Source organism: Micromonospora palythoicola, from assembly GCF_036689795.1.
Classification (GTDB): Bacteria; Actinomycetota; Actinomycetes; order Mycobacteriales; family Micromonosporaceae; genus Micromonospora; species Micromonospora palythoicola.
In genome coordinates, this window is the sequence record NZ_JBAGKI010000087.1 from 1 (window position 1) to 22,786 (window position 22,786).

Annotated in this window: 18 protein-coding genes and 1 tRNA gene; 8 read left to right on the forward strand and 11 right to left on the reverse strand. The window is 73.0% G+C overall.

What is annotated here, in order from left to right; translation table 11 throughout:
- Positions 1-122: 122 nt before the first annotated feature.
- The 3 genes from V5O40_RS25430 to V5O40_RS25440 form a co-directional block, all read right to left on the reverse strand.
- Positions 123-1,277, reverse strand: a complete 1,155-nt coding sequence (locus tag V5O40_RS25430; RefSeq protein WP_332907812.1) for a branched-chain amino acid ABC transporter substrate-binding protein — start codon at positions 1,275-1,277, stop codon at positions 123-125.
- 228 nt (positions 1,278-1,505) lie between these two features.
- Positions 1,506-2,720 carry a hypothetical protein gene (locus V5O40_RS25435; protein WP_332907813.1) on the reverse strand — a complete coding sequence of 405 codons (1,215 nt, stop codon included), beginning with the start codon at positions 2,718-2,720 and terminating at the stop codon, positions 1,506-1,508.
- A 73-nt stretch (positions 2,721-2,793) separates the two neighbouring features.
- Positions 2,794-3,414: an ANTAR domain-containing response regulator gene (locus V5O40_RS25440; RefSeq protein ID WP_332907814.1), complete on the reverse strand. Its 621-nt coding sequence runs from the start codon at positions 3,412-3,414 to the stop codon at positions 2,794-2,796.
- A gap of 107 nt (positions 3,415-3,521) precedes the next feature.
- On the opposite strand from V5O40_RS25440, the gene V5O40_RS25445 reads away from it, so the two are divergent.
- Both V5O40_RS25445 and V5O40_RS25450 read left to right on the forward strand, forming a co-directional pair.
- Positions 3,522-3,598: transfer RNA gene (locus V5O40_RS25445), tRNA-Leu, on the forward strand.
- A 32-nt stretch (positions 3,599-3,630) separates the two neighbouring features.
- A complete protein-coding gene (locus tag V5O40_RS25450; RefSeq protein ID WP_332907815.1) occupies positions 3,631-4,380 on the forward strand; it encodes a terminase gpP N-terminus-related DNA-binding protein in 750 nt (249 codons plus the stop codon).
- A gap of 64 nt (positions 4,381-4,444) precedes the next feature.
- On the opposite strand, the gene V5O40_RS25455 is transcribed toward V5O40_RS25450, so the two are convergent.
- Positions 4,445-5,620, reverse strand: coding sequence for a trans-sulfuration enzyme family protein (locus tag V5O40_RS25455; RefSeq protein ID WP_332907816.1), 1,176 nt, complete (start codon positions 5,618-5,620; stop codon positions 4,445-4,447).
- Positions 5,621-5,703: 83 nt separating this feature from the next.
- Between V5O40_RS25455 and V5O40_RS25460 the strand changes: the two genes are divergently transcribed.
- Together V5O40_RS25460 and V5O40_RS25465 are read left to right on the forward strand one after the other, a co-directional pair.
- Positions 5,704-6,183, forward strand: a complete 480-nt coding sequence (locus V5O40_RS25460) for an Lrp/AsnC family transcriptional regulator (RefSeq protein WP_164448331.1) — start codon at positions 5,704-5,706, stop codon at positions 6,181-6,183.
- A 56-nt stretch (positions 6,184-6,239) separates the two neighbouring features.
- Positions 6,240-7,244 (forward strand): LLM class flavin-dependent oxidoreductase, encoded by a 1,005-nt coding sequence (locus tag V5O40_RS25465; protein ID WP_408631947.1) that lies wholly within the window; start codon positions 6,240-6,242, stop codon positions 7,242-7,244.
- A gap of 273 nt (positions 7,245-7,517) precedes the next feature.
- On the opposite strand, the gene V5O40_RS25470 is transcribed toward V5O40_RS25465, so the two are convergent.
- On the reverse strand, positions 7,518-9,797 hold the full coding sequence (locus tag V5O40_RS25470) for a rhamnogalacturonan lyase family protein (protein ID WP_332907818.1): 2,280 nt from the start codon (positions 9,795-9,797) through the stop codon (positions 7,518-7,520).
- Positions 9,798-10,042: 245 nt separating this feature from the next.
- On the opposite strand from V5O40_RS25470, the gene V5O40_RS25475 reads away from it, so the two are divergent.
- Positions 10,043-11,491: a pyridoxal-dependent decarboxylase gene (locus V5O40_RS25475; protein WP_332907819.1), complete on the forward strand. Its 1,449-nt coding sequence runs from the start codon at positions 10,043-10,045 to the stop codon at positions 11,489-11,491.
- 43 nt (positions 11,492-11,534) lie between these two features.
- Here the strand turns inward: V5O40_RS25475 and V5O40_RS25480 are convergent, their stop codons facing one another.
- The 5 genes from V5O40_RS25480 to V5O40_RS25500 all read right to left on the reverse strand — a co-directional run bounded on the left by V5O40_RS25480 (position 11,535) and on the right by V5O40_RS25500 (position 16,140).
- Complete coding sequence (locus V5O40_RS25480) at positions 11,535-12,497, reverse strand: sulfite exporter TauE/SafE family protein (protein ID WP_332907820.1); 963 nt, start codon at positions 12,495-12,497, stop codon at positions 11,535-11,537.
- Between the two features lie 142 nt (positions 12,498-12,639).
- Positions 12,640-13,101, reverse strand: a complete 462-nt coding sequence (locus V5O40_RS25485; protein ID WP_164448334.1) for an RrF2 family transcriptional regulator — start codon at positions 13,099-13,101, stop codon at positions 12,640-12,642.
- A gap of 102 nt (positions 13,102-13,203) precedes the next feature.
- On the reverse strand, positions 13,204-14,085 hold the full coding sequence (locus tag V5O40_RS25490; protein WP_332907821.1) for an acyl-CoA thioesterase: 882 nt from the start codon (positions 14,083-14,085) through the stop codon (positions 13,204-13,206).
- Positions 14,082-15,530 carry a pyruvate kinase gene (gene pyk, locus V5O40_RS25495; RefSeq protein ID WP_332907822.1) on the reverse strand — a complete coding sequence of 483 codons (1,449 nt, stop codon included), beginning with the start codon at positions 15,528-15,530 and terminating at the stop codon, positions 14,082-14,084. Before pyk ends, V5O40_RS25490 begins: the two co-directional genes overlap by 4 nt.
- A gap of 244 nt (positions 15,531-15,774) precedes the next feature.
- Entirely contained in the window at positions 15,775-16,140 is a 366-nt protein-coding gene (locus V5O40_RS25500; protein WP_269737414.1) for a YciI family protein, read from the reverse strand.
- 220 nt (positions 16,141-16,360) lie between these two features.
- On the opposite strand from V5O40_RS25500, the gene V5O40_RS25505 reads away from it, so the two are divergent.
- Positions 16,361-16,681 (forward strand): hypothetical protein, encoded by a 321-nt coding sequence (locus tag V5O40_RS25505; RefSeq protein WP_332907823.1) that lies wholly within the window; start codon positions 16,361-16,363, stop codon positions 16,679-16,681.
- Positions 16,678-17,139, forward strand: a complete 462-nt coding sequence (locus V5O40_RS25510; protein ID WP_332907824.1) for a hypothetical protein — start codon at positions 16,678-16,680, stop codon at positions 17,137-17,139. The genes V5O40_RS25505 and V5O40_RS25510 overlap by 4 nt, the downstream gene beginning before the upstream one ends.
- Positions 17,140-17,225: 86 nt before the next feature.
- Here V5O40_RS25510 and V5O40_RS25515 read toward each other — a convergent pair whose 3' ends face one another.
- The gene (locus V5O40_RS25515) at positions 17,226-21,551 is read right to left on the reverse strand and encodes a CHAT domain-containing protein (protein WP_332907825.1); all 4,326 of its coding nucleotides are present in this window, start codon (positions 21,549-21,551) and stop codon (positions 17,226-17,228) included.
- A 123-nt stretch (positions 21,552-21,674) separates the two neighbouring features.
- On the opposite strand from V5O40_RS25515, the gene V5O40_RS25520 reads away from it, so the two are divergent.
- On the forward strand, positions 21,675-22,553 hold the full coding sequence (locus V5O40_RS25520) for an aldo/keto reductase (protein ID WP_332907826.1): 879 nt from the start codon (positions 21,675-21,677) through the stop codon (positions 22,551-22,553).
- Positions 22,554-22,786: the final 233 nt, after the last annotated feature.

Genomic DNA, 22,786 nt, shown 5'->3' on the forward strand with positions numbered 1-22,786 from the left:
ACAACCCGGCCACGGGGGGGTGGGCCTGGTTGCCTAACACGGCATCTAATTTCTGGGTTTTCCCCTTGGGCACGGGCGCGGGGCGGGGTAAACCCCCCGGGCCGCGCAACGGTCATCCTGGCTCAGCTGAGCTTGATCTCCTGCTGGGCCGTGATCGCGCCATCCTTGATCTCGTAGGCCCAGATCACCACCCGGGACTTGTCCACGTCACCGGTCGGGTCGAACTTGAGGTACTTCGAGACGCCCTCCTTGTCGTAGGCGTCCACCCACTCCAGCAGGTCCTTACGCGTCGTCTTGCCCTCGGCCAGACCCTCGATCAGCACCTTCGCGGCGTCGAAGCCCTCGGCACCGTACGAACCCGGAGGCGAGCCGTACTCCTTCTCGTAGTCGGCGGAGAAGGTGCCACCGGCCTTGTCCGGCGGCAGGCACGGGCAGGTCACGATCGCACCGTTGGCGCCGGCACCGGCACCCGACGGGAAGGCCGGGTCGTACAGACCGTCGAAGCCGAGGAAGGTCGCCTCGATGCCGGCCTCCCGCATCTGCTTCAGCAGCGGGGCGGCCTCGTTGGTGTAACCGCCGTAGGCGACCGCGTCCGGCGCGGCGGCCTTGATCTTCGAGATGGTGGCGGCGAAGTTGACCTGCTTCTCCTGAACCTGGTCGGTCCCGCCGGCCAGGTCACCGAGAGCCTTGGTCAGCTCGTTGGCGATACCGGCACCGTAGGTGGTGCCGTCGTTGATCACGAAGACCTTCTTGGCCTTCGCCACGTCCCGGAAGTACACGGCCGCGGCGGCACCCTGGGTCGCGTCGTTACCGACCACCCGGTGGAACGCCTTGTTGTCGCCAGCGGTCAGCTCGATCGCCGTCGCCGACGGGCTCACCATGACCATTCCGGCGGCCTCGTAGACGTCCATCGTCGCCTTGGTCTCACCGGAGAACGCACCACCGATGACGCCCAGGAAGGACTCGTCACCGACCACCTGGTTCGCGACCGGCGTGGCCTGCGTGGGGTCACCCTGGGTGTCGAACTCCTGCAGGGTGACCTGGCAGTCCGCGTTCGCCTCGTTGTGCTGCTTCACGGCGAGCTTGGCGCCGTTGAGCGACGGGATCACCAGACCGGAGTTCGGGCCGCTGAAGGCACCGAAGATGGCGAGCTTGCCACCGCAGTTACCGTCGCCGCCAGCTTCGTTGCCCTCATCCGACGCCTGGCAGCCCGCCGCGGCAAACAGGGCTGCCGCCAGCCCGACGGCGCCCAGCGCCCGTACGTACTTACGCCTCACGGCTATTGACCTCCTCCAGATACAGGGGTCGGGCGCACCCAGGGCGGCGTCACCGGCCAGCTCGGCGGTCACCACCCAGGCGTGAATCCGCACACCTGCGTTACGGCTCGTGATGGCGGAGCGTACTGCGTCCGCAAACCGTCCCGGAAGACCCGCGAGCCACGCTTGCCAAACCGTTACGAACACAAGCGCCGATGCGACCGTCCCCGTAACAGCGCCGACCCACGCTCAGCCGGCCAACCCCGACAGCCCGAAGACCGCACCGGCCGCCCCGTCGTCCAGTACCAGCAGCAACCGGCCCGGCTCCCCGAACACCGCCACCGAGCTGACCGGCCCGGCCGGCACCTCCCTCGGCAGCGCCACCGACCGCCACGAGGCACCGCGGTCCGCCGAAGTCCACAGGGCATGACGTACGCCGTCGTTGACCGCCGTCACCACCTGCCCGTCGAAGATCGACAACCCCCGCACGGCGGGCACGCCGGACGACGCGGCCGCACCGAACCCACCCGCCCGCTCCCAGCCGTCCGGCCCGGCCCGCCAGCCGCCGAACGCACGACCGCGCAGGCCGACGGCCACCGGCTCGCCATCGACCCGCACCACCCGCTGCAGCTCGTCGTACTCGTCGGTGCCCGGCACGGGCACCCGCTGCCAGCTCCAGCCGTCCGACGAACGCCACGCCAGCGGATCCCGATCGATCCGGCCAGGGCCGATGATCCCGCCCACCGCCAACCAGCCGCCGTCCACCGGCGTCGCGTCGAACAACCAGGTGACCCCGTGCTCGTCGGTCGCCAGCCCCGGCGCACCCTCAAGGATCTCGAACTCCCCCGCCGCCTCGGAGAGCCAGACCGCCGCACCGCTGACCCGGTTTCCCACGATCATGAAACCCGACCCACCGGCGACCATCCGCGCCACGTTCACCGCCTGCGGGCCGCCGTAGAGTTCGAAACCGGCCCGAACCTCGGCCAGCGCACCATCCGCACGCCGCACCCAACTGCTCACCCGCGGATTCGCGTGCGCACCGCCGCTCTTCGCACCGACCGCCGCGACCCGGCCATCGGCGCAGGCGACCGAGTACAGGACGTTCTGCCGGCCGTAGTAGGAGTCCGCCACGATCCGCACCGACTCCCAGGACACCCCGTCCGCGCTGGTCCAGGCCGCCGGCCGGGTCGCGTCACCGGGACCACCGACCGCACCGACGAGGTACCACCGCCCACCGCAGGCGGTCACGTCGCGGAGCATCAACCGGCCGGGTGCGCCCGATGGAGCGGGCAACGTCAGCTCCCGCCAGTCGGGCCGCAGCGGTGGCGTCTCGTCAGGTCCGGGCGTACCGGACCGGCAGCTCGTCACCAGCAGCAGGCAGACAATGACGAGCGCAGCGGTACGCCGCACAGCGGGTGCGAAGGCGTGCGGCGGGGCGGTGCCGTCGACCCGTCCTCCGCGCATGCCCGATGGTATCGACGCCGCGGCCCGACGGGAGCCCCCTGACCACGGCCAAGATCAGGCCGTCCGCTCGAACCTACTGGGCCGGCTCGGCCACCTCACCGCCGGCGGTCTCGGCGAGGATCCGCTCGGAGACCTCCTTCATGGTCATCCGGTGGTCCATCGCGGTGCGCTGGATCCACTTGAACGCCTGCGGCTCGCTCATGTTGTAGGTGGTCATCAGCGCGCCCTTGGCCCGCTCGACGGTCTTGCGGACCTCCAGCCGGTCGGTCAGCCCGGCCACCTCGGCCTCGAGCGCGGCGATCTCGGAGTAGCGGGACAGGGCGATCTCCACCGCCGGCACCAGGTCGCTCTTCTGGAAGGGCTTGACCAGGTACGCCATCGCACCGGCCGCCCGCGCCCGCTCCACCAGGTCACGCTGGCTGAACGCGGTCAGGATGATCACCGGAGCGATCCGCGCGCCGGCGATCCGCTCGGCGGCCGCCAGCCCATCCATGATCGGCATCTTGATGTCGAGAATCACCAGGTCGGGCTTGAGCTCCTCGGCCAACCGGATGGCGGCCTCGCCGTCACCGGCCTCGCCGACCACCTCGTAGCCCTCCTCAACCAGCATCTCAGCCAGGTCCAGCCGGATCAGCGCCTCGTCCTCGGCGATCAGTACCCGCCTGCGCGCGGCATCCGTCTGCGTCTCGGCCACGAGCCACTCCCACCCAGTCTGCGCCTCGACACCCGCGGTACCGGGTGTCGCCGCTCCTAGCGTAGTGGGTAACCTATGGGGCGACGCGACAGGCGTTGAGCGAGAAGGTCCCCGTATTCCAACCGGTAGAGAAACGGAGCTCAAACCTCCGACAGTGTGGGTTCGAATCCCACCGGGGACACCACAGGTGTCGTACGGGCGTTCGATGATGACGCCATGCATCCACCCGAGGTGCGTGCCCGCGCACGAAGCTTGTACCTGGCTGGTGCCACCGTCGCAGAGGTTGCCCGGAGCGTGGGCCTGCCCTATGCCACCGTGCGTCACTGGTGCAGGGATCGGCCGATGCCGAAGATGCGGACCACCGCCTCTCGTTGCTTCCGGTGTCGCATAGAAGTCGACAACCCGACAGACGACGCCGCCTACGCCTATCTGCTCGGTCTCTACCTCGGTGACGGCCACCTGGTGACCTCCGCGCGAGTGCCGGTCCTCCGCATCTCATGCAGCAACGCCTGGCCCGGCCTGATCGATGCATGCGAGGCAGCCATGCGAGCGGTGCTCGCGAGCAAGGTCCAACGGGTCCAGCAGCAGGGTTGCGTCAGCGTGCAGAGCTATGGCACGCACTGGCCCTGCCTGCTGCCCCAACACGGGCCCGGCAAGAAGCACGAACGGCGGATTGTTCTCGCCGAATGGCAGGAGCGCGTCGTCCGGGCGGTTCCCGGTGACTTTCTCCAAGGCCTGTTCCACTCCGACGGCTGCCGGATCGCCAACCGGGTCACCGTGCGCGCAAAGACGTACGTCTACCCGCGCTACATGTTCGTCAACGAGTCCACCGACATCATGCGGCTCTGCCAGTGGGCGCTGGACCTGCTCGGTATCACCTGGCGGATGAACAGGCCCAACAGCCTCTCGGTCGCCCGGCGGGAGGCGGTCGCCGCGCTCGACCGCCACGTCGGCCCGAAGTCGTGAGCCACCCGGGACCATCGGCCGGTGGCGGCCCGCGCACCGAAAGGTCGACTCGTCGCGCCGAGGGTCAAGCGGCGGCGAGCGCGCGTTCCAGGTCGGCGCGCAGGTCCTCCGGATCCTCCAGGCCGACGGACAGGCGCAGCAGTCCGCCGTCGGGCTTGGCATCCGTCTCGACGGGGCGGTGGGTGAGCGACGCCGGGTGCTGGATGAGCGTGTCGACGCCGCCGAGGGAGACGGCGTGGGTGATGAGCCGGCAGGCGTCGGCGACCGCCGCGGCGGCGGGTGCGCCGCCGCGTACCTCGAAGGCGAGGAGGCTGCCCGGGCCGGACATCTGCCGGCCGACGAGCCCGGCCGGGTCGTCGGTGCCGGGGTGGTGGACGCGTGCGACCGCCGGGTGCGCGGCGAGCCAGAGGGCGAGTTTCTCCGCGCCGGCCTGCTGAGCGCGGACCCGCAGCGGCAGCGTCTGCAGGCCACGGTGCAGCAGGTACGCGCCGAGGGGGTGCAGGATCGCGCCGGTGAGGGCGCGGATCTGCCGCAGCCGGGTGGCCCACTCGGCGTCGCAGGCGATCACTCCGGCGAGGACGTCGCCGTGGCCGCCGATGCTCTTGGTGGCGCTGTGCAGCACCAGTCGGGCGCCGTGCCGGGTGGGCTGTTGCAGCACCGGGGTGGCGACGGTGTTGTCGATCAGCAGGGGCACCGGGCCGGCGGCGTCGGCGAGGGCGGCGATGTCGATCAGGTCGAGGGTCGGGTTGGCCGGTGTTTCGGCGATCACCAGGGCGGTGTCGGGGCGGACGGCGTCGGCGACGGTTTCCGGGCGGGCCCAGGTGACCTCGGTGCCGAGCAGGCCGGTGGCGAGGACGTGGTCGGTGCCGCCGTAGAGGGGGCGCACGGCGACCAGGTGTCGTCGGCCGTCGCGGGTGGCGGCGAGCAGGGCGGCGGTGAGTGCGGCCATGCCGCTGGCGTACGCGACGGCTTCGGTGGTGCCTTCCAGTTCGGCGAGGGCGGTTTCGAAGCGGGCGACGGTCGGGTTCCACAGCCGTTGGTAGACGGCGCTGGTGTCGGCGGGGAGGGTGCCGCCGGTGGCCAGGGTCTCGTAGGCGTCGCCGCCGGCGTGCACCGAGGGCAGCGGGTTGGTGGTGGACAGGTCGATCGGCGGCACGTGGACGCCGAGGGTGGCGAGGTCGTCGCGGCCGGCGTGCACGGCTCGGGTGTCCACGGTCGTCATGTCGAGAGGATCGAACATCCCGCCCATCGGGGGCAATAGTTCCGAATATTATTCGCCATAACCTCTTTCGGAGCCGGTGGCGTTCGATGGAGGATGGCGCCATGCCCCCCGTATCGAACGATGTTCGGCCGTTCGCGGCGCTCGACGACACCGACCGCGCCATTCTGTCCGAGCTGGCCGGCGACGGCCGGTTGCCGAACAATGCCCTGGCCGAACGGGTGGGGGTGGCGCCGTCGACCTGCCTGGCGCGCACCCGGGCGTTGCGGGAGTGCGGGGCGATCCGGGGTTTCCACGCCGAGGTGCACCCCGCGGCGCTGGGGTTGCCGTTGCAGGCGCTGGTGTCGGTGCGGCTGACCGAGCACGCGCGGGCGGCGGTGGACGCGTTCCGGGCCCGCTCGGTGCGGCTGCCGGGGGTGGTGTCGGTGTTCCACGTGGCCGGCGCGGAGGATTACGTGCTGCACGTGCGGGCGGCCTCGGCGGAGGCGCTGCGCGACTTCGTGCTGGACCATCTGGCGGTGGATCCGGCGGTGCAGCACACCCAGACCAGCCTGATCTTCGAGCAGGCACGCGGGTCGGGTTGATCACGTCGCCGGCCGGTTCGGGAACAGATCCGGCGTAGGCCGGGTTGGCCAGCCGTGTGATCGACGTTCCGTTGTCTGTCCTGGACCTCGCCCCCGTCGCCGCCGGCGCCTCCGCCGGCGAGGCGTTGCGGCACACGACCGAGCTGGCGCGCCGCGCCGACGAGTTGGGCTACCACCGGTTCTGGGTGGCCGAGCACCACAACATGCCGGCCATCGCCTCGTCGGCGCCGGCGGTGCTGATCGCGCACCTGGCCGCGCACACCACCGACATCCGGCTCGGCTCCGGTGGGGTGATGCTGCCCAACCACGCGCCGCTGGTGGTCGCCGAGCAGTTCGGCACCCTGGAGGCGCTGCATCCGGGCCGGATCGACCTGGGCATCGGCCGGGCGCCCGGCACCGACCAGGTGACCGCGTTGGCGCTGCGCCGGACCATGGAGGGTCTGTCGGCCGAGGGTTTCCCCCGGGAGCTGAACGATCTGATGGGCTACTTCGACGAGACGGCGTCGGGGCGGATCACCGCGACTCCGGGGCGTGGGCAGCGGCCGGCGGTGTGGTTGCTGGGTTCCAGTGGGTTCAGCGCGCAGCTGGCCGGCGCGCTGGGCCTGCCGTTCTCCTTCGCGCATCACTTCAGCGCGCAGCACACGTTGCCCGCGTTGGCGCTGTACCGGCAGAGTTTCCGCCCGTCGCGGTGGCTGGAGCGGCCGTACGCGATGGTGGCGGTGAACGCGGTGTGCGCGGAGTCCGACGAGCGGGCCGAGTGGCTGGCCGGGCCGGCCGGGTTGTCGTTCCTGCGGTTGCGGTCGGGGCGACTGGAGCCGCTGGCGAGCCCGGACGAGGCGGCGGCGTACCCGTACACCGAGTTCGAGCGGGAGTTCCTGGCGCAGCGCCGGCAGGGTCAGGCGAGCGGTTCCCCGGAGACGGTCCGCCGGCAGTTGGGCGAGCTGCTGGACAGCACCGGCGCGGACGAGCTGATGGTGACCACGATGGTGTACGACGTCGCCGACCGGGTGCGCTCGTTCGAGCTGATCGCGACCGAGGTGGCCGGCGGTCTGCGTCGCTGAGGCGGCGGCCGAGGGCCGGCGGGCCCCGGTGGGCGGGGCGGCGAGGTGGCCCAGGTCACAGCGTTTCGGCGGCTGTGAAACACGATCTTCACGGCAGCGTCACTCTCGCGACGCGGAGCCCGCCTAACGTTGTATCCGGTGGTGGTACGGCACTCCCCGGTCGGGACGGGTCGGGGGTGCCGCGGTGTGGGGCACCGGGCCGCAGTTGTGCGGATTCCGCGATTGCGGCCCGGTGCCTTCTCCCTTTCTTCTACCGCTTGTGCACCCCGGCGGTCAACGTAGGTAGATGTCGGGCGCGGGTGGCGTGCTCATGCCGTCGCCGAGGAAGAAGCTCGGGTGCGGGGGCTGGTTGTAGGCGGTGTTCTGCCAGGCGATGGCGACCCGGTACTGCAGGTCGTGCATCAGGGTGTGGAGCCGGATGCTGGTCGGCGTCGGGGTGCTGTAGATCCGCAGGGCCCGGCTGTCGGTGGTGCGCCACACCACCTCCTCCCGCCAGTCACCGAACAGGTCGGCCGAGAGCGCGGGAGTGGCCTTGGTGCCGTTGTTGGCCGCGACGCCACTGCCGGTGAGCAGGCGGGTGTCGCCGCCGGTGCCGTACTTGTCGATGCGGGTGGCGTCGAGCAGTTCGCGGACCGGGTCGCCGTCCCACCAGACGAGGAAGTTCGTCGAGGACGGCTTGCGGCCGATGTTCTGGCCCCGGGTGTTCGCCAGGCCGCTCACCGCGGACGACCAGGATTCGGCACCGGCGCTGCCGGCCCAGATGTCGCCCGAGACGCCCCGGCCGTTGTCGCCGCCGGTGGGGGTGGACCAGAGGATCTGGCCGGTGCGGGCGTCGGCGAACCAGGAGCTGGGTTTGCTGCCGTCCTCGCTCACCTTGAAGTACTCCAGGCCCGGGCGGGACGGGTCGAGGTCGCCGACGTGTCCGGCGTCGCCGTGGCCGTGGCCGGTGGACCACAGCAGCCGGCCGGTGTCGTCGATGGTGGCCGCGCCGTAGACGATCTCCTGCCGGCCGTCGCCGTCGACGTCGGCGACGGAGAGGCTGTGGTTGCCCTGCCCGGCGGCGGCGCCGTTGCCGGCGGTGTTGGAGTCGAAGGTCCACCGTCTGGTGAGGGTGCCGTTGCGGAAGTCCCAGGCGGCGATGACCGCGCGGGTGTAGTAGCCCCGGGCCATGATCAGTGACGGGCGTTGTCCGTCGAGGTAGGCGGTGCCGGCGAGGAACCGGTCGACCCGGTTGCCGTAGTTGTCGCCCCAGGAGGAGACGGTGCCGCGCGGCGGGTCGTAGTTGACGGTGGAGACGGCGGCACCGGTGCGGCCGTCGAACATGGTCAGGTACTCGGGGCCGGCGAGGACGTAGCCGGCGGAGTTGCGGTGGTCGGCGTTGGCGTTGCCGATCACCTGGCCGGTGCCGGAGCGGGTGCCGTCGGCGGTCTTCATGGCCACCTCGGCGCGGCCGTCACCGTCGTAGTCGTACACCTGGAACTGGGTGTAGTGGGCTCCGGCCCGGATGTTGCGGCCCAGGTCGATGCGCCACAGCCGGTAGCCGGGCAGGGTGTACGCGTCGAGGTAGACGTTACCGGTGTAGCCGGACTGCGAGTTGTCCTTGGCGTTGGACGGCTCCCACTTGACCACGAAGTCGTAGTCGCCGTCACCGTCGAGGTCGCCGACGCTGACGTCGTTCGCGGAGTAGGTGTACGCCTCGCCGCTGGGTGTGGTGCCGCCCGGCGGGACTTGCAACGGCACGTCGAGGTGGCCGGCGGGGAACTGCAGGGCCTGCCCGGATTGGGTCTGTTCGACGCCGCCCACCAGGGCCCGCAAGGTGTAGTTCGCTCCGGCCGGCCCGCCACTGTCCAGGTAGTTGGTCGCGCCGGTGATCGGGCTGGCGTTCACCCTGGTCGTGCCCCGGTAGAGGTTGAACGCGACGCCGCTGGTCTCGGTGCCCAGCAGCCGCCAGGAGACCAGGTTGGCCGACCCGGAGCGGACGCTGACCAGCCCCCGTTCCAGGTTCTCCGCCTGCATCGCCCCGGGCGGTGGGGTGGGTGGTGGGGTGGTCGGCGATGGAGTCGTCGACGGCGCCACGGTGGGTGACGGGCGCGGCGGGCTGGGCGGTGGGGTGGTCGGCGTGGGGGTCGGTGCGGTGGCGCCGGTGCAGGTGGTGCCGTTCAGCGCGAAGCTGGTGGGTGCCGGGTTGCTGCCGGTCCACGAGCCGTTGAAGCCGAAGTTGACGCTGCCGTCGGTGCCGATGGTGGCGTTGTAGTCGACGTTGCGGGCGCTGACCTGGGCGCCGGACTGGGTGACGGTGGTGTTCCAGGCCTGGGTGACCTGTTGTCCGGCGGCCCAGGTCCAGGTCAGCGTCCAGCCGTCGACCGGATCGCCGAGGTTGGTGACGGTGACGGCGGCGCCGAAGCCGCCGGTCCACTGGTTGGTGACGCGGTAGTCGACGCGGCATCCCGCGGCGGCGGCCGAGGCGGTCAGGGTGGTCAGCACGCCGGCGGCGGCGACCGCGGTGGCGGTGGCCGCGGCGAGCATGGCCGCCCGGGGGGCGGTGCGAGGCATGGTTCCTCCGATGGAGGTCGGGACGCGCGATGTCCGGCGCTCCGCCGGCCGTGCCCAGGGGTCGACGGGTGTTGGTCCACCGGCCGTGCCCGGGCCGGCGGCCGGGCCGCGCTAGCGGAAAGGAGCCATCTGATCGATGGACATGAGTGCGTTCCCGCGCATCTGTGATGCTAGGGCAAGCGTTTTCTGCGCACAATCGATCCGCCGCCTTGCTCTACCGCCGCTCCTTTTGATCCACTCGCCGGGTGGCTGCACACATGACGCCGGAGGAGTTCCGCCGGGCCGGGTACGCGGTGGTCGACTGGATCACCGACTACTGGGCGACGCTGCCGCAACGCCCGGTGACCTCCCAGGACCCGCCCGGCACGGTGGCCGCCGCCCTGCCGGCCGGGCCACCGGTGCGCGGTGAACCGGTCGAGGCGGTCCTCGCCGACCTGGACAAGCTGGTCGCCCCCGGGCTCACCCACTGGCAGCATCCGGGCTTCTTCGGGTACTTCCCGGCCAACACCTCGGGCCCCAGCGTGCTCGGTGACCTGGTCAGCGCCGGGCTCGGCGTGCAGGGCATGCTCTGGGCCACCGGTCCGGCGTGCACCGAACTGGAGACGGTGCTGCTCGACTGGCTGGCCGATCTGCTGGGCCTGCCGGCCCGGTTCCGCTCCGCCGGTCGCGGTGGCGGCGTCATCCAGGACTCCGCCTCGTCGGCCACCCTGGTGGCCACCCTGGTCGCGCTGCACCGGGCCGCCGGTGGCCGGTGGCGCCAGGCCGGCGTCGACCGCCGCTACCGGGTGTACGCCTCGACCGAGGCGCACTCGTCGGTCGAGAAGGCCGCCCGGATCGCGGGGCTGGGCGCCGAGGGGGTACGCCTGATCGAGGTGGATCCGGCGACCCGGGCGATGTCGCCGGCGGCGCTGCGCGCCGCGATCGAGGCGGACCGGGCGGCCGGGGTGGTGCCCGCCCTGGTGGTGGCGACCGTCGGCACCACCTCCACCACGGCGGTGGACCCGCTGCCCGAGATCGGCCCGATCTGCGCCGAGCACGGTGTCTTCCTGCACGTCGACGCCGCGTACGCGGGCGCGGCGGCGGTCTGCCCGGAGTTGCGGTTCGGCCACGCGGGCCTGGAGTACGCCGACTCGTACTGTTTCGACCCGCACAAGTGGCTGCTCACCGGCTTCGACTGCGACGCGTTCTGGGTGGCCGACGCGGGCGAGCTGGTGGAGGCGTTGACCGTGCTGCCGGAGTACCTGCGCAACGCGGCCACCGAGTCCGGCGCGGTGATCGACTACCGGGACTGGCAGGTGCCGCTGGGTCGGCGGTTCCGGGCCTTGAAGCTGTGGTTCGTGCTGCGCTGGTACGGCGTCGAGGGTCTGCGCGAGCACATCCGTGGCGGCGTCGCGCTGGCCGCCGGGTTCGCCGACCGGGTCCGCGCCGACGAACGGTTCGAGCTGGTCGCCGACCATCCGTACGCCCTGGTCTGTTTCCGGCTGCGCGGCCCGGACGGGCCGAACGAGCGGCTGCTGGCGGCGGTGAACGCCACCGGCCGGATCTACCTGACCCACACCCGCGTCGCCGGCCGACACACGCTGCGCCTGGCCGTCGGCGCCCCACAGACCACCCGGGCCCAGGTCGACGAGGCCTGGCAGCTCATCTCCCACACCGCAGCGTCCCTCTCCCCTCCCCCACCTCGTCGATCATGAGGTTGTTGACCCCGTCGGGCGTGTCGGGACGACAACCTCATGGTCAACGGGGATCAGGGCCGGCGGTCGTGCCCGCGCCGACCGGCTCGGCGTGGGCGGGGGCGGGCGACGGGGTGTCGGTGGTGAGGGTCGCGGCGAGGGACCGCTCGCGACGGGTCCGGCGCAGTACCCGGACCGCAAGCGTCAGGGCGGTGATCCATCCCGCGGCCAACAGCAGGTAGACGATCACCGGCAGGGAACCGTCCACGTCGCCGGCGCGCATCAGGACCCGGGCGTTGGTCAGCACGATCACGCCACCGACGGCCGCGCCGAGCAGTTGGGCCGGCACGATGCGGACCAGCCAGGCCGCGACCGGCGCGGCGATCAGGCCACCGGCGAGCAGCGCGAGCACGATCGGCAGCAGGAAGCCCTCGGTGCCCAGACCGATCAGGAAGCCGAGGCTGGCGGCGGCGGCCACGACGAACTCGGAGGTGTCCACCGAGCCGATCACCTTGCGGGGCTCCAGCCGGCCGCTGACCAGCAGCGCCGGGGTGGCCACCGGGCCCCATCCGCCACCGCCGGTGGCGTCGACGAAGCCGGCGACGAGGCCGAGCGGGCCGAGGAAACGCCCGCGTAGCTGGCCGGCGGCCGGGTTCCGGCGCAGCGGCCGGGAGAACCGGACGAGCAGGTACGCCCCGAGCGTGAACAGGATCGCGGCCATCCAGGGTGCGGCCGCCTCGGTGGACAGGGCGCTGAGGAAGGTGGCACCGGCGAAGGCACCGAGCGCGCCGGGTACCGCGATGCGGCGCACCACCCGCCAGTCGACGTTGCCGAACCGCCAGTGCGCGGTGCCCGCGGCGAGCGTGGTGCCGATCTCGGCCAGGTGCACCGAGGCGGACGCCGCCGCCGGTGCGACGCCGACCAGCAGCAACAGCGTCGAGGAGGTCAGCCCGTACGCCATGCCGAGGGAACCGTCGACGAGTTGCGCGGCGAGCCCCACCAACGCGATGACGAGCAGCTTGCGCACGACGCCTCCCGGCTAAATTGGTATCTCCTATCGGCTTGGTCGACAATGCGGCATGCCGGGTCCTCCGGTCAACCCCGCGATCAGTCAGTGAGACGACACCGTCGCCCGACGCGTGGCGTCAGGGGTGCGCCGGTGCGTCCGGTCAGGTCCAGGCGGCGGGATCGGCGACCAGCTTGGTGACCGGCTCGGGCAAGGTACCGCGCGCCACGTCGGCGACGGTGACCAGTTCGAGGATCTGCCGCTCGCTGGCCCGCAACGCGATCCAGACCTCCTGCAACGCCCGCGCCGCACCCTGGTAGCCGAGGTGCTCGGGGCGTTGGCCCCGGATGTGGGCGAGCGGCCCGTCGATCACCCGGATCACCTCGGCGAGGCTGATCTCCTCGGCCGGCCGGGCCAGCCAGTAGCCGCCCTCCGGGCCGCGCTGGGCCTGCACCACGCCGGCCCGACGCAGTTGCAGCAGGATGCTCTCCAGGAACTTCGGCGGGATCTGCTGGGCCCGCGCGATCTGGTCGGCGGTGACCGGTCGCCCCCGTCCAGCCCCGGTCACCGAGGCCAGTTCGGCGACCGCTCGAAGGGCGTAGTCCACCCGGGCTGAGAGACGCATGTCCGACAGGTTAACGGGCGGGTATCCGGGCGCTGCCCGGCGGCCCGGACACCGGGCCTGCCGGGTCGCCCGGGCCCGCCCGGCCGGACGGCCAGCGGTCGGCTAGCCGCCGACCCGGCGCAGCAGTCCCTCCTGGACGGCGCTGGCGATCTGGCTGCCGGCCACGGTGAACATGCGGCCGGTGGCCAGCCCGCGCGCCCCGGAGGCCGACGGGCTCCAGCAGTCGTAGAGGAACCATTCGTCGGCGCGGAACGGGCGGTGGAACCACAGGGCGTGGTCCAGGCTCGCCCCCACCACCCCGCCCGGCCCCCACACCTCGCCGTGCACCGAGAGCACCGAGTCGAGCAGGGTCAGGTCGGAGGCGTAGGTCAGGGCGCAGGCGTGCAGCAGCGGGTCGTCGGGCAGCTTGCCGTCGATGCGCATCCACACCCGCTGGTGCGGGTCGGCCGGCCGGTCACCGGGGCGTACCCAGCCGGGCTCGCCGACGTACCGCACGTCGATCGGTCGGGGAATCTGCCCCCAGATGCCCAGCCGCTCCGGGTACCGGGACAGCCGGTCGGTCATGGTCGGCACCGACTCGGGCCCGGGCACGTCCGGCGGCAGGGGGGCGTGGTGGTCCAGCCCCTCCTCCGGCCGCTGGAACGAGGCGGACATGAAGAAGATCGGCTTGCCGTGCTGGAGCGCGACCGAGCGGCGCACCGAGAAGGAGCGGCCGTCGCGGATGTTCTCCACCTCGTACTCGATCGGCTCGACCGGGTCGCCGGCGCGTACGAAGTAGCCGTGCAGGGAGTGGACCACCCGCTCGGGATCGACGGTGCGGCCGGCGGCGACCAGTGCCTGGCCGGCGACCTGGCCGCCGTACACCCGCTGCGGGCCGACCGGCGGGCTCATCCCCCGGAACGACATCGCGCCGGTGGGCGCGAGGTCCAGGACCTCCAGCAGCTGGTCGACGGCGGCCTGGCCGACGAGCGAGCTGTCGGTCACTGCAACGCCCGCGCCGTGGCGGCGTCGACGAGCGAACCGAGCTGGTGCACCCGCAGGGTGTTCGTCGAGCCGGGGCTGCCGGGCGGGCTGCCGGCCACGATCACCACGTAGTCGCCGGGGTTGCCCCGGTTCAGCCCGAGCAGCGCCTGGTCGACCTGGCGGAACATGTCGTCGGTGTGCTGCACGAACGGCATCAGGAAGGTCTCCACCCCCCAGGAGAGGGCGAGCTGCGCCCGGACCTCGGGCACCGGGGTGAAGGCCAGCAGCGGCAGGTCGCAGTGCAGCCGGCTGAGCCGACGCACGGTGTCACCGGTCTGGGAGAACGCGACGAGCGCCTTGGCGCCGATGGCCCGGGCGATCGAGGAGGCGGCCACGGTGAGCGCGCCGCCGTGCGTACGCGGGTCGTGCTGGAGGCGGGGCACCAGGATCGAGCCGGCCTCGGTGGTGGTGACGATCTTGGACATGGTGCTGACCGTGAGCACCGGGTACTTGCCGACGCTCGTCTCACCGGAGAGCATCACCGCGTCGGCCCCGTCGAGCACCGCGTTCGCCACGTCGGAGGCCTCGGCGCGGGTCGGCCGGGAATTCTCGATCATGGAGTCGAGCATCTGGGTGGCCACGATGACCGGCTTGGCGTTCTCCCGGCACAACTGCACCGCGCGCTTCTGCACCAGCGGCACCTCGTCGAGCGGCAGTTCCACGCCGAGGTCACCACGGGCCACCATGACCCCGTCGAAGGCCAGCACGATCGCTTCGAGGTGGTCGACCGCCTCCGGCTTCTCGACCTTGGCCAGCACCGGGCGGTGCACACCGACCTCACTCATGATCGCGTGGCACAGCTTGATGTCGTCGGCGGAGCGGACGAACGACAGGGCGACCAGGTCCACTCCGAGGCCGAGCGCGAAGCGCAGGTCGGCGGCGTCCTTCTCCGACAGGGCGGGCACGCTGACCGCCACGTTCGGCAGCGAGACACCCTTGTTGTTGCTGACCGGACCACCCTCGGTGACCAGCACCCGGATGTCGTTGCCGGTGACGTCGGTGACCTCGACGGCCACCCGGCCGTCGTCGATCAGCAGCCGGTCACCGGGCTTGACCTCCTGCGGAAGCTTGCGGTAGGTGCAGGAGACGCGCTCCTTGCCGCCCACGATGTCGTCACCGGTGATCACCACGGAGTCGCCGGTGCGCCACTCGTGCGGCCCGTCGGCGAACCGGCCGAGTCGGATCTTGGGCCCCTGGAGGTCGGCCAGGATCGCCACCGGCTGGCCCGCGGCCTCGGCCGCCTCCCGGACGAGCCGGTAGACCGACTCGTGGTCGGCGTGGCTACCGTGACTGAAGTTGAGCCTCGCCACGTTCATGCCGGCTTCGACGAGCCCGCGGATGCGCTCGGGCGACGAGGTGGCGGGGCCAAGAGTGCAGACGATCTTCGCGCGGCGTGTCACGCCCATCAGGCTAGTCTCTCCTCCGGGTCGGACCACCGGCCGACCCCTTGCGCAATGTGGAACAGTTGTCCAACGGCGCGCGGCCCAGTGGCGCGGCCGGCGAGCGTGGGCCGCTCCGGACGTCGACGGCGGGCAACGGCGACCGCGCGCCGGAATGGTACGCCCCTGGCGCCAGGTCGCGTCGGGGCGCTCCGGGTCGACAACTGTACGCGCACCGTCGACAACCCACCGTGACCGCGGCTGGTGTGCCTCAGCTTTCCGTCTTGACCAGCGGAAACTCCAGCGAGCCGGCCGGGCAGAGGAAGGTCATCACGTCCACCCGGTAGAGGCCGGCCTGCACCGCCGGATCGGCTTCCATCACGCTGCGGACGTCGTCGACCGACCCGGTCCGGGCCAGACCGAACCCGAGCGGCGGGTCCGGGTCCCGGGCCTGACCGTCCACCGCCCCGGCGACGAGGATGATCCCCCGCCGCTGCATCGCCTGCATGTGACTGGCGTGCTCGGCCTGCAACCGCTGGACCGTCTCGGGCGGCAACGCCCGCCCGGCGGCGCCGGGATACAGCACGATGCATTCATAGGTGTCGAGCGCGAAGTCGACCTGCGGCTCCCCTGACATGGCTTCCCTTCCGCACGGCCCGCCGACGCCAGGCGGTGCACGCGGCGGTACCGTCCAGCCTCCCACGGACGGTCCGGCTGTACCGGCGCTCCGCCGATCCCGCTCCCGGCACCCGCGCCCAGGCCGATCACCGGGTCCGCCCGCGCGCCGGGTGACCGGCGGGCGGGCGGTCGCTACCGTGTGCTCGTTGTCGCGGCGACGACGGTGGGAGGGTGCGGCGGTGCGGGATGATGAGCCGGCGGCGGAGCCGCTGCCGTACGTGGAGGTCACCGACGCCGGGTACGGCAGCCGGGTCGCGGAGACGTTCTCGGTGCGCCGGTACGGTCCGGCGGTGCTGCTCACCGGCGACTGCCCCCGCTGCCAGCACCCGATCAGCTGCCCGATCGTCGACGAGGTGTACCGGCGGGAGGCACCGCCGGCAGCGGTCGACCCCGGCTACCGGACGCTGCTGTGCAGTTGCGCCGCCGACCACCCGGCCCGCCCCGACGGGCTGTCCGGCTGCGGCGCGTACTGGACGGTGACCCTGGAGGTCGAGGCGTGATCCGACTGCGGCCGGGTCCCCCGGCGACCCGTACCGACCTGCGCCGGGCGCAGGAACTGGCCGCGTTGCTGCGCGGCGAACTGGACCGGGTCCGGGCCGCCGCGCTGGCCTGGCGCAACGGGCTGGGCGGCCTGCTCGTGGCGCTCGTCGGGTTCAGCCTGATCCGGGGTCGCTCCGACGTCAGCACCCTCGCACCGGGCTGGGGCGCCCTGGTCGGCGTACTGCTGCTGGCCGCCGTCGGGGCCGGGGTCGCCGGGGCGCTGGCGCTGCTGCGGGCCGCGCACGGGCCGCTGTCGGTGACACCGGTCGCCGAGCTGCTCCCGGCTCCGCTCGGCGAGCACCGCGAGGCCCTCGCCGCGGCCCGGGCACTGCGCCTCGGGGTGCTGCTGGTGCTGGCCTGCACCGCCCTGCTGATCGCCGCCGTGGGCGTCACCTGGTACGCGCCCGGCCAGCTCTGACCCGAGCCGGTGCCCGGTCGCCGGCCGTGCGTCGTGGGCCGGATCCGGGGCGTCCCGGTGAGATCGCGAGGGCGACCCGCGGCGGGTCAGGGGCCGACGTGGGCGTAGCCGGCCCAGAGCTCCGGCAGGTCGGGCAGGGCGGCACGCACCTGCCGGACGGCGTGGTGCAGCGCGGACGCCGCCCGTTCCGGGTCGAGACCACCGGGCACCGCCAGCGCCGCGTACAGGTCCTCGCACAGCTGCACGGTGAGCGTGTCGGAGATGGCCCAGAGCGCGCCGACGACGTGTCGGAAACCCGCCAACTGGAACGCGGTGCCCAGGGTCAGCGCCTCGTCCGGCAGGGCGGCGCCGCCGCGTACCGTGTCGCAGGCGGACAGGACCGCCAGCGCGGCCGTGGTGCCGGCCGGCCGCCACAGGTCCCGTACGTGCAGCGGTCCACCGGCCAACGCGAGCCGACCCCGGGCGGGTGCGGCCAGATCCTGGGTGCCGTGACAGCACAGGTGGACCACTGGCGTTCCCGGCAGGGCGTCGAGCACCGCCGAGGGGGTGGCCGCCGGTCCGGTCAGCGACGTCACGTCGCTCAGGTGCCGGCGTACCACGGCCTGCTCCCCCGCCGCGCCGGGCAGATCCGTCAGCCCCGGCGTGCGGGGCATCCCGACGAACAGGGCCGAGGTGACCGGCGCGGACCTGGCCGCCGGCCCCTGCCGGGCCCGGACGAGCGAGCGCAGCGAGGCGGTGTACGACGAGACGACCCGGTCGAGGACCCCGGCTCCGCCGTCCAGCGGGGCAGCGGCGTGCAGCGGCAGGAGGGTGAGCACCCCGGTGGGACACCACCACAGGCGGGTCGGCGTGACGCCGGTGGCAGGTGGTGCGACGGCCGGGTCCAGCGCGTCCAGCACCGGGGCGGCGACCACCCGCCACAACCAGTCGAGGGTTTCCGCGATCCGGCGGCGGAACGCGGCCCGGCGGCGCTGCGCCTCCGGACCCGGGTCGCCGACGGGCGCGGTGACCTCGGCGAGCCCGGTCAGGAAGTACGCCGCCCGCACCTGCAGTTCGCCGAGGCTCAGCTCGGGCAGCGGCACCGTCGTCACCCGTCCCCCGTTGACCACCAGCGCGTCGCACCGCCGGTCGGCGACGTTGACAAGCACCACCGGACCGTCCTCGCCGGCCCGGGCCAGCTCGACGAAGGGGGGTGGGCGGAGGAAACGGTCGAAGTCGGGCAGCTGCCGGATCTCCGCAAGCACCTCGCGCCGCTGGACGGCCAGCTCGTGCCGGCGCTCCGAGCCCGCCCCCATTTCGCCACCGGCCGGCACGGCGCGGGCCGGGACCGCCAGCCCGGCGACCGGCGCGGGTCCGGTCAGGTCGGGGCGCGGATCGAGGCGGTCGAGGGCAGTCTGGACGGCGGCCAGGCGCTCGGCCAGCCGGGGTGCCTCCGCGCGCAGCGCCGCCAGGTCGGCGCCGGCGTCGTGGGCCCGGGTGAGCAGCACCCCTCGGCCGTACTCCAGCAGCTCCACCGCGCGTTGCGGCCGGTCGAGCGCGATCGCCACCGCCGCGGCGTCGCCGGCCAGGCCCGGGAACTGCCCGAGCAGCCGGCCCTGGTCGTCGAGGTCCATGCCGTGCCATGCCACCAGGTCGAGCAGTTCGATCGCCGTGGTGTAGCCCGCCAGGGCGGCCGGCAGGTCGCCCGCCTCGGCGGCGAGAGCGGCGTACCGCCGCGCGGCGACGGCCCGCAACAGCGACGGCGCCGCCTCGATCGCGGCGGCCTCGCGCAGCGCGCCGATCGCCTCGGCCAGGTCGACCGCCGGCAGGTCGCCGCCGACGGCCGAAACGACGGCGGCCGAGTCCGCGCGGTGCCCCGTGGCGGCCGGGCCGCCGGAGGCCGGGCCGCCGGGAGCCGGGCCGCCGGGAGCCGGGCCGCCGGAGCCCGGGCCGCCGGGAGCCGGGCCATCGGGAGCCGGGCCATCGGGAGCCGGGCCGTCGGGAGCCGGTTCCGCGGTGGCGTCGGCCGCAGCGGTCGCGTCGGCGGTGGCGCGGGCGATCTCCTCGACGGCGACGGCCAGGTTGCTCAGGCACATGGTCCGCTCCGGATGGTCCACGGGCAGGGCCGCCACCGCCGCCCGGTACACCGTCAGCATCTCGTGGGCGTCGGGGGCGTTCCGCGTGGCCCGGAACCTGGTCAGCAGCGCGTTGCCGAGGTTGGTCAGCAGCCGGTACCGGTCGCCGGTCGGAGCGGCGACCGCGTCGGCGAGCGTCCGCAGCAGGGTGACCGCCTCGTCGAGCGCGGCGGGATCCTCGGTGAGTTGGTGCCGCAGCAGGTGGCTGAGCGCGAGCGTGAGGACGATCCGGACGCGTTCCTCGGGCTCGGCCTCCCGCTGCGCCAGCTCCGCCGCCTCCCGGAGCAGCGTGACCGCCTGCTCGGCGTCGGTCAGCGCGACGGCGCGGGCCTGCTCCGGCGTGGCGCCGTCGGCCGGCAGCGCGGCGTTGAGGACGAGTTCGGTGCGCCGGTTCAACGCCGATCCGAGGTTGAGCAGGCCCCGCATCCGGTCCGGATTTCCGGGTGGGGCAGCGGCCACGGCCCGCCGCAGCACCACCGTCGCCTCGGTGAGGATTGCCAGGTCCTGGGTCCGGCCGAAGAGTTCCTGCAGCGCCAGGCCGAGATTCGACAGGTAGAGCGGCAGCTTCGCGGGTTGCGCCGGATTGGCCGCCGCCTCGCGCAGCTTCGCCACGGCGGGTTCCAGCAGCTCCGGCTCGCCCGCCTGGTCGGCCAGCTCACGCAGCGTGTCGCCCAGGTTGTTCAGCAGGTCCGGCCGCGACGGATGCTCCGCCGGCAGCAGCCGCTCCGCCTCGGTCAGCACCTCGCGGGCCTGCCGGAGGGTCGCCAACCCGTTCAGGTCGGCGTGCCATCGGCCCAGTGTGTACCCGAGGTCGCAGAGCGCGCGCGCCCGCTGCTCCGGGTCGGTCGTCCCGTCGACCGCCGCCCGCAGCAGCCGCTCCGCCTCGCGCAGATCGTCGGCCCGACGGTGCAGCGCGTAGCGCGCCTCCAACAGCTTGCCCTCGGCCTGCCACAGCCCGCCCGCGTCCTGCCCCTCCCACCGTGGTCCGGCCGCCGCCACCCGGTACGCCTCGATCGCCGCGTCCAGGTCGGCCGGGGTCTTCCGCCGTTCGTGGCGCTCACCGACGAGCCCCGCCAGGGTGACCCGGGCCAGACCGCCCTGTTCCTCGCTGAGCCCCGAGGCCAGCGCGGCACGGTTGGCCACGATCGCCGTGTCCAGGTCGCCGTCGGTGCCGCTGACCACGAACCGTCTACTGGCCAGCGTCGCGTACGTGAACAGGACCAGCGGATCGGCCCGGACGGACACCGCCTGCGCCAGCACGTCGACGGCCCGGTCGAGGTCGGCCGGCTCACCCCGGCGCTCCCAGCGGTCACGCAGCCGCCCGGCGAGGTTCATGCGAGCCATCAGCCACACCGGCGCGTCGGCGGGTGCGGCCCGGGCCGCGTCGCCGAGCAGCTGGATCGACTCGTCCAGCGCAGCGGGATCGCCCGCCTGCTCGAACCGGTCACCGAGGACGTTGCCGAGGTTGAACAGCCGGGTCGGACGTTCCGGGTCGCCGGCCGGGGTCGCCTCCAGGCTCTCCCGGTGCGCGTCGATCGCCGCCGGAAGCGACCGCTGCCGGCCCAGTCGCAGGTACTGTTCCCGGCGCACCCGCCCGAGCGCGGAAAGGTAGTGCAGGCGTTCGGGTGCGCCGGACGATGTCCCGACCAGCGCCCGTTCCAGCAGTGCCTGCGCCTGGTCGGCCACCCGGTAGTCCCCGGACCGCTCGGCCCCGGCCATCAGCATGACCGCCTGGCCGAACAGCGCAGCGCCCAACTCGGCCTCAGGAGTGGAGCGCGCGGCCGGGACGCGAACACCGGGGGGCGGCGTACCGCTGCGCGCGCTGCCGGAGGGCCCGGAACCTGCCACGCTCGCACCGGAGCCCGACGCCCCGATCCCGGAGCCGGCACGAGGGTCGGCCCGGGTCGACGCACCGGAACCGACGTCGCGGCCGGGACCGGCCGGTCGGCCAGCCGGTACGTGCGCGCGCAGCATCGCCAGCAGCGACGGCGGTACCCGCTCCGGCGCCAGACTGAGCAGCAGTTCGGTCAACCCGACCGCCTGGATGAGGTCCGGCCCGTCCGAGCCCGCCGGTAGGCACTGGTACCGGTACCAGTGCAGACAGGCCAGGAGGAACAGCGCCTCGGCCTCGCGTTCCGACGCGCCCCGGCGGCTCACGCCGTCGAGCAGGTCGTAGAGCGGCTTGGCCTCCCGCAACGCCTCGTGGTCCAGCACCCACCGCGGCTCCATCGTGGTGCCGTAGCTGTCCAGCCGCTCCCGCAGCCGCCGGAGCGGATCGGAGCTGAACCGTCGCCACATGCCAGCCCTCCCGTCGCAGGCACCGTCCCGCACAGCAGTATCAGCCGCGGCGACCGCCCGCTGTCCCGAAGCCGACCGGGGTAATTTGAGGCTCCGACAGCCAGCGAACCGAAAGGTGGCCCCATGGCGCTCGACACCGGCACCCGACCGGCGAAGGAGTCCGGCACCTACCGTATCGGCGGCGACATACCGGTCGACCGACTCGGTTACGGCGCGATGCAGATCACCGGTCCCGGGGTCTGGGGTGACCCGAAGGATCCGGCCGAGGCGGTCCGGGTGCTGCGCCGCGCCTACGAGCTGGGGGTGACGTTCATCGACACCGCCGACTCGTACGGTCCGTTCGTCTCCGAGTGCCTGATCCGCGAGGCGCTGCACCCGTACGCCGACGATCTGCTGATCGCGACGAAGGCCGGGCTGACCCGCAGCGGCCCGGGTGACTGGCGGCCGGTGGGCCGACCGGAGTACCTGCGTCAGCAGTGCGAGCTGAGCCTGCGCCACCTCGGGCTGGAGACCATCGGGCTCTACCAGCTGCACCGCATCGACCCGGCGGTCCCGCTGGCCGACCAGCTGGGTGAGCTGGCGCTGCTGCGGGAGGAGGGCAAGATCCGGCACATCGGGCTCTCCGAGGTGACCGTCGACCAGATCGAGGCGGCCCGCCGGATCGTGCCGATCGTGTCCGTGCAGAACCTGTACAACCTGGCCAACCGCGACGCGGAGGACGTGCTCGACCACTGTGAACGTCACGACCTCGCGTTCATTCCGTGGTACCCGATCGCGACCGGTGAGTTGGCCCGGCCGGGCGGTCCGCTGGACACCGTCGCCGCCGAGCACGACGCGACGCCCGCGCAACTGGCCCTCGCCTGGCTGCTGCGCCGGTCGCCGGTCATGCTGCCGATTCCCGGTACGTCGTCGGTGGCGCACCTGGAGGAGAACGTGGCCGCCGCCCAGGTGCGGCTGACCGACGCCGAGTACGAGGCACTGTCCGCCGCCACCACCACCTGACCCCCGCACGTCGCCGCGCCGCGTTGCCTCGCGGTGCGAGCCGGCAACTTCGGGGAAAGTGCTGCCTGAGACTCACCTGGACCCGACAACTTCGGGGAAACTGCTGCCTGCTTTCGGTTTCACGACGTGGAGTGGGAGTGGGGTGGGGTGGGGTGGGGTGAGCGGGTGGGTGGGTGGGTGGGCGCGGCCCGGCGGGGGGGGGGGGCCGCCCGGCCGGGGGGGGGACCCGGCCC